Here is a 9,249-nt window from a genome sequence, read left to right as displayed (position 1 = left end):
CTCCCGACGCTCGATGCCATCGTGCTGTCGCACCTGCACGGCGACCACTTCGACCGGGTGGCGAAGCAAGGGCTGGTGCGCGACCAGCCCGTGTTCACCACGCCTCGGGCGGCCAAGAGGCTGCGCGCCTGGGACTTCGACGCGCGCGGGCTCGACACCTGGCAGGACGAGGTCATGACCCGCGGAGACGAGACGTTGACGGTCGAGGCGCTGCCGGCGATCCATGCACGCGGGGTGATGGGCGCGCTCCTCCCGCCCGTGATGGGCACGCTGCTGACCCATCGCGTCGGTGGGACGACCAGCCGTCGGGTCTACATGAGCGGGGACACCCTCACCGGAGATCACGTGGACGAGATCGCCCGGCGCCACCCCGGGATCGACGTGGCGGTCGTGCACCTCGGCGGCACCCGGGTGCTCTTCCACACGGTGACGATGGACGCCGTCCAGGGTGTCGACTTCCTACGACGGGTGCGCCCCGAGGTCGCGGTGCCGGTGCACTACGACGACTACGGGGTCTTCCGCTCGCCGCTGTCCGACTTCGAGGCCCGGGCTGCGGAGGCGGGGATGGCCGGGCTCGTCCGCACCGTCCATCGCGGCAGCACGATCCCGCTCGACCCCTCGCAGTCCCGCGACGTGCAGACCGATTAGGAGCAGCTACGACGCGGGCGTGCGATCGCCCGCTCCCGTGGGACTGCTCTCGGCAGCTCGCCGCCACGGCAGGCTGCCCTCGAGCTCCACCTCCAGCGAGAAGCTGAGGAAGGTCCTCACCAGCACGATCAGCCCCAGCCCCAGAGCGCTCTCCAACGTCGGATCCACGGTGATGGTGAGCACGTTGTCGGCGATGATCAGCAGCTCAAGGCCGAGCAGGATCACCCGCCCCATTCCGCGCCGGGCCTTCTCGTAGGCCTCTCGCACCCCCACGCGTCGTACTGACCAGCCCGCGTTGACGAAGGCCGCCAGGCCCCCCAGCACGAGGACGGCGACGCCCGCGATCTCGAACCCATGGACCACCAGCTCCATCAGGGAATCAAAACGCTCGTCATCGATCATGGGCCAAGGCTGTCATGGTCGCCGGCTTCGTGACAGCGCCGGATGTGGCCCCTCATCCCGCAGTGGCCGGTTGGGTGGAGTCGATGAACGACGCGGTCTCCCGGGCGATCACGTCGGGGTGGGTGAGCGCCGCCCAGTGTCCGTAGGGCAGCTCCACGCGCTCGAGCCGCTCGGTCCAGCGCTCGCTCTCGCGCAGGGAGTCCGGGCGGATCGCGCCGTCTCGGGTGAGCACCAGCTGGAGGACCGGCACCGTGGTGCGTCGTTCGCGTGGCCGCGTGCCCAGGTTGAGGGTGTTCGCGCGGTAGTAGCTCAGCCCGTTCACCATGTCCTGGACCAGGGTCGGGGCGTGAGCGTCCGGTTCGGGCTCACATCCCTCGGTCGAGCTCACCACCCGGCGCCAACGGTCGCGAGTCGCCACGGTCCGCAGGACCGGGCCCGCCAGCGGGGAGACGAAGAACGGCACGTAGGACGACGACACACCCTGTGCCACCGTCTGGAGCAGCTTGCGCGGCGTCGGCCGGCTGAGGTTGCGGCGTACCCACATCCCCAGGTGGTCGAGGTTGGGCCCGCTCATCGAGGTGAACGAGGCCACCCGCTGCTCGGCGCCGTCCTCGCACACGGCCTCCCACACCTGGATCGAGCCCCAGTCGTGGGCCAGCACGTGCACCGGCTCGGTGGGACTGACGTCGTCGATGACGGCGAAGAAGTCCTGCGCGAGGTCGGGCAGGGCGAAGGACACCTGGCGGTGGACCTCTTCGGGGAGAGCAGACTCCCCTTGGCCCCGCGTGTCGTACATGACGACCCGGAAGCGCGACGCGAGCTGTTCTGCGACGGAGTGCCACATCAGGTGGGTGTCCGGCCACCCGTGCACCATCACCAGGGTGGGGCCCTGCGGGTTGCCGCCGACGAACACGGCGAGCTCGACGTCGTCGCGGATGACGGTACTGCGAGTCAGCGAAAGGCTCATGAGGACATCCTGATCTACTCGGGGGACGGGTCGTCGCCGACCTCTGCCGGGGCCGCCCGGCCCATGTTCACACCTTGACGGCGAACCGCTCCCACACGCGGTGGGCGCCCAGCAGCTCGTGGACGACGGCCAACGTCTCAGCGCCACCCGCCTCCTGGACCACACCCGGGCCGGAGCACCCGGACTCGTCGACCACTGCGTTGCCGTCGCCCCATGAACCGACGGCCTTGCAGTGCCGGAAGCACTCCTGGACCAGGAGCAGGACGCGGGGGTCCGTGGCGGCCCCCGGTGCCCCGGCCTTGCTGTCCCGCGCGACCACGGCGTCGGCAGCCGGCGGAGCGGCCGAGGCCACCAGGACGGCGTCGAATTCCACCGAGCGTGCGGTCGCGTACGAACGCTGCGCGACCAGTCCGCCGCCGAGGTCACCCCCGTGCGGCCCGATCACGAGAGGCACCATGCCCGCTGCCAGGACGTCTCGGCGCACCGTGCCCACCGTGTCGAGGTCACCGCCCGGGTCGACCACGATCCCGATGAGTCGACCGTCCGACGGCCAGGTCTCCCCCACCTGCGAGAGGGCCGGACTTGCGTCCGGCTCTTCGTACTTCACTGTCCGGTCAGGGACGGGGAGCCCCAGTGCGGCTGCAACTTCGGAGCACAGCTCGGCATCGATGTTGGCCAGCGCCGCGAGCTGGCGTTCCTTGATGGTCTGCTCGTAGCACTTGCCCAGCTCAAAGGCATAGGCGTTGATGATGTGCTCCTTCTCCACGGGGGTCATGCTCAGCCAGAACAGTCGCGCCTGGCTGAAGTGGTCGTCGTACGACGCGGGATTCTCTCGGCCCTTGGACGCGGCTGGGACTGTCACCGGCAGGTCCGCGAACGCGCCGTCCTCGAGACCGGCGTGGAAGGGACAACCGCCGTCGAGGGTGTTGGGCTTGTACGGCGCCACTCCCTCATGGGCGGCATGCTGGTGAAAGCCGTCCCGCAGCATGTCGTTGACCGGTGCATGCGGACGGTTCACCGGGATCTGGTTGAAGTTGGGCCCGCCGAGCCTGCTCAGCTGCGTGTCGACGTACGAGAACAGGCGGGCCTGCAGCAGCGGGTCGTCGGTGACGTCGATCCCGGGCACCAGGTTGCCGAGGTGGAACGCGACCTGCTCCACCTCCGCGAAGAAGTTGGTCGGGTTGTGGGTCAGCGTGAGGCGACCGATGGGCTGCACCGGGGAGATCTCCTCCGGCACGATCTTCGTCGGGTCGAGCAGGTCGATGCCCTCGAAGAACTGCTCAGGCACGTCCGGGAAGACCTGGACCCCGAGCTCCCAGGACGGGTGGGCTCCTGACTCGATGGCGTCGTAGAGGTCGGGGCGGTGGAAGTCGGGGTCGAGCCCACCGAGCATCTGCGCCTCCTCCCACACCAGGGAGTGCACTCCCAGTGCCGGCTTCCAGTGGAACTTCACCAGCGACGTCTCGCCGTCCGCATTGACGCAACGGAAGGTGTGGACGCCGAAGCCCTCCATCGTGCGATAGGACCGCGGGATCCCCCGGTCGGACATGTTCCAGATCGTGTGGTGCTGAGCCTCGGTGTGCAGCGACACGAAGTCCCAGAACGTGTCGTGGGCGCTCTGCGCTTGCGGGATCTCCCTGTCCGGATGCGGCTTGGCGGCATGGACGACGTCAGGGAACTTGATCCCGTCCTGGATGAAGAAGACAGGGATGTTGTTGCCGACCAGGTCGAAGTTCCCTTGCTCGGTGTAGAACTTGGTGGCGAATCCACGCGTGTCGCGAACGGTGTCCGCGGAGCCCCGGGAACCCAGGACGGTGGAGAAACGTGTGAACACCGGAGTTTCGACGCCCTCGCCCAGGAAGGCGGCCATCGTCACGGCGTCCGCGGCGCCGTAGCCGACGAAGACCCCATGGGCGCCGGCGCCGCGCGCGTGGACGACGCGCTCCGGGATGCGTTCGTGGTCGAAGTGGGTGATCTTCTCGCGCAGGTGATGGTCCTGCAGCAGGGTCGGACCCCGCGGACCAGCCTTCAGCGAGTGGTCGGTGTCGCGCAGCCTGGCGCCCACTGACGTGGTGAGGAAAGCACCCTGCTGGGCCCGGGCGCGCCCGTCGCCGTCCGGCGTGCCACCAGTGGCACTGACCTCCTCGGGGCGATCTTGGTCCGGCTTCGGCGGAGGAGGGGTCCGGGGCTTGGTGGGCTCCTGCATGCTCGGCGGCTCACTCCCCGGCGCCCCGGGGATCGGCTTCTCGACCAGCGAAGCTGCCGCCTCGGCCACGGTCTCTACGGCCTTGCTGGCGGCCTTCTTTGCCTTGGCGACGGGGGTCTTGGGCTTGGCAGCGGGCTTCTTGGGACTCATGGCTGGCTCCTGTGCGCTGGCGTGCATGGAGTTCGCTCGTACCCCTCGCCCGGGGGAACATGCGGTGGTCGAGGAGAAGCACAAAGTCGAAGTGCATACGCCGACTCGTCCGAGGGAACCGGAACACATGGACCAGGACTTTCACCCTCGGCGACCGACCACGGACCACCCGCTGAACGCCGCGCCACGCCGCAACCGGGCGCCGGCCCTCGCCGTGCTCGGTCTGATCGCGGCGATCGCGCTGCTGTTCTTCTTCATCACCTGGGTGCGCTACAGCACCTGAGCAGGTCCGTCCGAAAACTCGTCGGCGCCCGGGTTGTTCCGGTCGTCGATCAGCCGTTGGGCTAGGACACGCAGCTTCACGTTGGTGTCCTGGGAAAGTCGGGTCAAGAAGCTGAAGGCGCGGGCATCGCTGAGGTTGAACCGTTCCATCGTCACTCCGACGGCCTGGCCGATCAGCTGCCGGGTCTGGACCGCCTCCTGGAGCTGGTCGATCTGACGGGCGTACGACAGCGCCACGGCAGCCTGATGCGCGAACAGCTGGCCGACGGTCGTGAGGTCCTCGAAGGCTCCGGGCCGCGTGCTGTAGAGGTTCAGGGCCCCGTTGGACGCGGGCGAGTCGTAGAGCCGGATGCCCGCCTGGGCTCCGATGCCGGCGGCTGCCGCGATCGGCCCGTAGGCCGGGAACCGGCTGTCGTCGGCGAGGTACGGCGCTGCAGCGTGCATGGTCTCCGTCGCCGCGTCGTAGCACGGACCTTCCTGGAGCTCGTACTGCGCGGCGTCGAGGTCGAGGATCAGCTGGTCGGTGGGCGCGAACGTCTCCAGGCGACCGTCTGCGTGCTTGACCGTGATGCTGGCGTACTCGACGTCGGGCAGGACCTCGACGGCCGCGGCTGTGATCCGCTCGAGGGTCTTGTCCAGGTCGTCAGGAGCCAGTGCCTCGGAGAGACGCCGACTTGCCTCGACGAGGTTGAGGTGCTGATCCATGATTCTGCCGTCCTGCGCCGAGGAGTGAGGGCTGAACTCTAACCAAGCCCTCTGTGCGGCTGCGCATCGCGCCGACCTCGTCGACGGGCGCGTCGGCGGTGAGTCGCTCGCGCAGATCGGCCAGGACCCGATTGAGGATCCTCGAGACCTGCGCCTGCCCCACGCCGATCTCGTCGGCGATCTCGTGCTGGGTCCGCTGCTCGAAGAACCGGAGGTAGACCACGCGCCGCTCACGCTCGGTGAGGTCCCTGACGGCTGGCAGCACCATGGCCCGCGCCTCGCAGGCATCGAGGGCGTCGTCCTCCTGGGACAAGAGGTCCCCGAGCTCCTGGCCGGAGTCGGACGAGGTGACCGGCTGGTCGAGGGACGTCGGGCGGAAGCAGCCGTTGGCCGAGACGACCTCGGCGTACTCCACCTCACTGATGCCGAGGGCCTCGATGAGCTCGGCGGAACGAGGCGGGCGGCCGAGGGTGGCCGTCAGCTCCTCCTCCACCCGCACGGCGCGCCACTGGGTCTCCTGGACCCAGCGGGTCGGCCGGACCATCCATCCCAGGTCGCGGAAGTGGCGCTGGATCTCCCCGCGGATGGTGGGTACGGCGAAGGACATGAAGTCGTGCTCCGAGGAGGGATCGAACCGTCGGACGGCCTTGATGAGGCCCTCGAAGGCGACCTGCTCGAGGTCCTCCCTGTCGATCCCCCTCCCGGCGAAGCGGCGCGCCATGGCGCGGGCGACCCGGGAGTTGAAGGTGACGGCCTCGTCCCACAGCTCCTGCTTGCGCGCGTCGTCATCGGTGCCGGCGGCAGCGGCCAGCAGCCGCGCCGTACACCGCGAGCGGTCCTGGAACGGAGACGGGGGGAGCCCAGCGACGGAGTCCCGGTCCTGGGCCCGATCCTGGGTTCCGTCGACGGCTCGGTCTTGGGCTCGATCTGGGGCGATGGTCACTTCGAGTCACTTTCGGCTGCGACTGTGGACGCCCGTTTCTTGAGCGAGGTGTGACCGACTCCGGCGGTTGTCACTGCACGACGACGGGGGGTCACGCGAACGAAACTATCCGCGCCGCCGAGGTGGGCAATACATCCCAAACGGTGGCTGCCCGTCATGGGAATCACCCCTCCGGGCACTCCGTAACATGATCGAACGGCACCACTATGACCACGGCGAGAGGAAGACGTGATGAACCCCATCGGCAAGGTGACTCGAGCAGTGACGCACCCTGTGCGAACCGCTGGATCGGTTGCGGGCCAGGCGCTCGGCCTCGCGGCGGCCGGGGCCCGGACGACCGCGCGGGTGATGGACTGGACTGCCAGCCACGTGCCCGGGAGCGACGACGGGACCGCTCCCGTGCCCGCACCACGAGAGGACACCGGTGTCGCTACTCCGCGTCCCGCGGCGCTGACCGCTGAGGCACAAGATTCGGACCCGTCGACGCCGCCACCGGCAGCCCGCGTGAAGGCGACAGGGGCGAAGAACGCGAAGAAGAAGGCGCCCCGGAAGGCGCCGGCGAACAAGGCTCCCTCCGCCCGGGCCGCCACGGCGGGTCCGGCGCTGGCTGCTGGCGCCAAGGAGGCCGGCGAGGACCCGAGCGAGGTGTTGTCTGCCGTCACGTCGACGGAGGACAGCACGTCGGCCCAAGCGGGAGATTCGTCCGAGCCGCTGCTCGACCTCTCCGTCGCCAAGGCGATCAGGAATGAGTCCGAGGTCCTGCAGAAGGCGGCCGACCCGCACAAGGGCTGAGCCCGGACCGCTGCGCATGTGCTCGGGCAGCGAGGGTACGCACGGTCGACAGCGACCTCGACCCAAGGCGGTTCCACATGAAGGCAGTGACCTGGCAAGGCGTTCACGACATGCAGGTCAGCGAAGTTCCCGACCCGCGTATCGAAGAGCCCACCGACGCCATCATCAAGATCACCTCGACCGGGCTGTGCGGGTCCGATCTCCATCTCTACGAGACGCTCGCGCCCTTCATGGAGCCGGGCGACATCGTGGGGCACGAGCCGATGGGCATCGTGGAAGAGGTCGGTCCGGGTGTCACGAAGCTGGCGGTCGGTGACCGGGTCGTCGTGCCGTTCAACGTGTGCTGCGGGTCGTGCTGGATGTGCGAGCGCGACCTCTACAGCCAGTGCGAGACCACGCAGAACCACGAGCACGGCACGGGCGCCAGCTTCTTCGGCTACAGCAAGCTCTACGGGCAGGTCCCGGGCGGACAGGCGGAGCTCCTGCGCGTCCCGTTCGCGGACTTCATGCCGATCAAGGTGCCCCACGAGCACTCCGACGACCGGTTCCTCTTCCTGTCCGACGTCCTTCCGACGGCCTGGCAGGCGCTCAAGTACGCCGACGTCCCCGACGGCGGGACCCTGCTCGTGCTCGGCGCCGGCCCGATCGGTGACATGTCTGCTCGCATGGCCGTCAAGGCCGGGCATCGCGTGATCTCGGTGGACCGGGTGCCTGAGCGGCTGGCGCGCGTCATGGCCTTCGGCGCCGAGCCCCTCGACCTCGAGATCGCCGAGAACGGCGGCGGCGTGGGCGAGGTCGTCCGCGGGTTGACCGACGGACGTGGCCCGGACGCCGTCATCGATGCCGTGGGGATGGAGGCCCACGGCTCGCCGAGCGCCAGCCTGGTGCAGAAGTTCGCGGGTCTGCTCCCCGACGCGATCAGCGAGCCCATGATGAAGAAGGCCGGCCTCGACCGCCTCGCTGCCCTCTACACGGCGATCGATGCCGTACGTCGCGGCGGCACGATCTCCATCTCGGGCGTCTACGGCGGATCGGCCGATCCGATGCCGATGATGCAGCTCTTCGACAAGCAGGTCCAGCTGCGGATGGGGCAGGCCAATGTCCGCGCCTGGAGCGATGAGCTGCTCGCGATGCTCGTCGAGGACGACCCCTTCGGCGTCGACGCCTTCGCGACGCACCACCTGCCCCTCTCGGACGCCCCTTCGGCCTACGAGCACTTCCAGAAGAAGGAAGAGGGCATGGTCAAGGTGGTCTTCCAGCCGGGGCTCGCCGCCTAGCTCCGAGCACACGAACGCCCCGGTCCTCGTGGAGGACCGGGGCATTTCATGCTGCTGTCAGCTGCGGCTGATCGACGCTCGCATCGCGGAGACTGCCGCGGCCGTGGCAGTGATCGTCAGCAGCTGCAAGGCCTCGCCCAGCGAGCGGGCATACAACGACCTCACCGTCGTGCTCAGTGGTTGCGATTGCCGTCGACGTCGTCGTCGTAGAAGTCGCGGCTGCCGGACTTGGCCAGACCCCGGCTGATCATGTAGCCGATGGTCAGCAGGCTGACGTAGAACCAGGCCTCCTGCGTGCCGAAGTCACTGCGGTCGGTCATCGCAGCGGCGATGAGCACACCGAGCACCGAGGCAACGTAGGCGATGAGCTCGGTCGTCTTGTAGGACGACTTCGTCTCGGTGCTGACGCGTCGGACGGCGGCGGTGGTGCGGTCATGGGTGTGGGCGGTGTTCGCCATGGTGAAACCTCTTTCAGGAATTTTTTCGAGTTCCGGCCAATTCTTGAGCGGATTTCAGGACGCCTTGAGGCGCCTCCGCTACTATGCCGCCGACCTTCTGACCAACGCAAAGCGACTACACCCCAAGTAGGGGGTCAGTAGGCTGGTCAGATGAGCTCGGCCCCCGCAGATCTCCTGCTCCAGCGTCACTTCGCCACCGACCTTCCCGGCTTGACCATCCCGTGGAAGGCGGAGCCCGCGCCCGACCCCCACCTGGTCGCCCTGGACGAGTCGCTCGCCGTCGAGCTGGGCCTGGACCCGGCCTGGTTGCGGACTCCCGAAGGGGTCGGGTTGCTGACCGGCGCCCTACTCCCGCCGGAGGCGACGCCGGTGGCACAGGCCTACTCCGGCCACCAGTTCGGTGGGTTCTCCCCCCGCCT

The 9,249-nt window shown here is 68.6% G+C and carries 10 protein-coding genes and 1 pseudogene; 5 read left to right on the top strand and 6 right to left on the bottom strand.

Going from position 1 to position 9,249, the window contains the following annotated elements:
* The coding region (locus tag JWN68_RS06370; protein WP_297736301.1) for an MBL fold metallo-hydrolase at nt 1-648 on the top strand (648 nt) is incomplete at its 5' end.
* 6 nt (nt 649-654) lie between these two features.
* On the opposite strand, the gene JWN68_RS06365 is transcribed toward JWN68_RS06370, so the two are convergent.
* The 3 genes from JWN68_RS06365 to JWN68_RS06355 all read right to left on the bottom strand — a co-directional run bounded on the left by JWN68_RS06365 (nt 655) and on the right by JWN68_RS06355 (nt 4,373).
* Nucleotides 655-1,050, bottom strand: coding sequence for a DUF1622 domain-containing protein (locus JWN68_RS06365; protein WP_297736298.1), 396 nt, complete (start codon nt 1,048-1,050; stop codon nt 655-657).
* A 52-nt stretch (nt 1,051-1,102) separates the two neighbouring features.
* The gene (locus JWN68_RS06360) at nt 1,103-2,017 is read right to left on the bottom strand and encodes an alpha/beta fold hydrolase (protein WP_297736295.1); all 915 of its coding nucleotides are present in this window, start codon (nt 2,015-2,017) and stop codon (nt 1,103-1,105) included.
* A gap of 67 nt (nt 2,018-2,084) precedes the next feature.
* The gene (locus tag JWN68_RS06355; protein ID WP_297736292.1) at nt 2,085-4,373 is read right to left on the bottom strand and encodes a catalase; all 2,289 of its coding nucleotides are present in this window, start codon (nt 4,371-4,373) and stop codon (nt 2,085-2,087) included.
* A gap of 64 nt (nt 4,374-4,437) precedes the next feature.
* Here JWN68_RS06355 and JWN68_RS06350 point away from each other — a divergent pair, with 64 nt between their 5' ends.
* Nucleotides 4,438-4,656: a hypothetical protein gene (locus JWN68_RS06350; RefSeq protein WP_297736289.1), complete on the top strand. Its 219-nt coding sequence runs from the start codon at nt 4,438-4,440 to the stop codon at nt 4,654-4,656.
* Here JWN68_RS06350 and JWN68_RS06345 read toward each other — a convergent pair.
* Together JWN68_RS06345 and JWN68_RS06340 are read right to left on the bottom strand one after the other, a co-directional pair.
* Nucleotides 4,644-5,360 carry a GAF and ANTAR domain-containing protein gene (locus JWN68_RS06345; RefSeq protein ID WP_297736286.1) on the bottom strand — a complete coding sequence of 239 codons (717 nt, stop codon included), beginning with the start codon at nt 5,358-5,360 and terminating at the stop codon, nt 4,644-4,646. The genes JWN68_RS06350 and JWN68_RS06345 overlap by 13 nt on opposite strands.
* On the bottom strand, nt 5,299-6,303 hold the full coding sequence (locus tag JWN68_RS06340) for a sigma-70 family RNA polymerase sigma factor (protein ID WP_297736283.1): 1,005 nt from the start codon (nt 6,301-6,303) through the stop codon (nt 5,299-5,301). Before JWN68_RS06340 ends, JWN68_RS06345 begins: the two co-directional genes overlap by 62 nt.
* A gap of 231 nt (nt 6,304-6,534) precedes the next feature.
* Between JWN68_RS06340 and JWN68_RS06335 the strand changes: the two genes are divergently transcribed.
* A complete protein-coding gene (locus JWN68_RS06335; protein WP_297736280.1) occupies nt 6,535-7,095 on the top strand; it encodes a hypothetical protein in 561 nt (186 codons plus the stop codon).
* A 77-nt stretch (nt 7,096-7,172) separates the two neighbouring features.
* Nucleotides 7,173-8,372, top strand: coding sequence for a zinc-dependent alcohol dehydrogenase (locus JWN68_RS06330; RefSeq protein ID WP_297736277.1), 1,200 nt, complete (start codon nt 7,173-7,175; stop codon nt 8,370-8,372).
* 173 nt (nt 8,373-8,545) lie between these two features.
* Here the strand turns inward: JWN68_RS06330 and JWN68_RS06325 are convergent, their stop codons facing one another.
* Complete coding sequence (locus tag JWN68_RS06325) at nt 8,546-8,830, bottom strand: hypothetical protein (RefSeq protein ID WP_297736274.1); 285 nt, start codon at nt 8,828-8,830, stop codon at nt 8,546-8,548.
* A 150-nt stretch (nt 8,831-8,980) separates the two neighbouring features.
* Here JWN68_RS06325 and JWN68_RS06320 point away from each other — a divergent pair.
* Nucleotides 8,981-9,249 (top strand): annotated as a pseudogene (locus JWN68_RS06320) (hypothetical protein); the annotation flags it as partial.

Origin of the sequence: Nocardioides sp., assembly GCF_025964975.1 — a bacterium.
GTDB lineage: Bacteria > Actinomycetota > Actinomycetes > Propionibacteriales > Nocardioidaceae > Nocardioides.
This window is presented reverse-complemented; position numbering and strand designations above follow the sequence as displayed.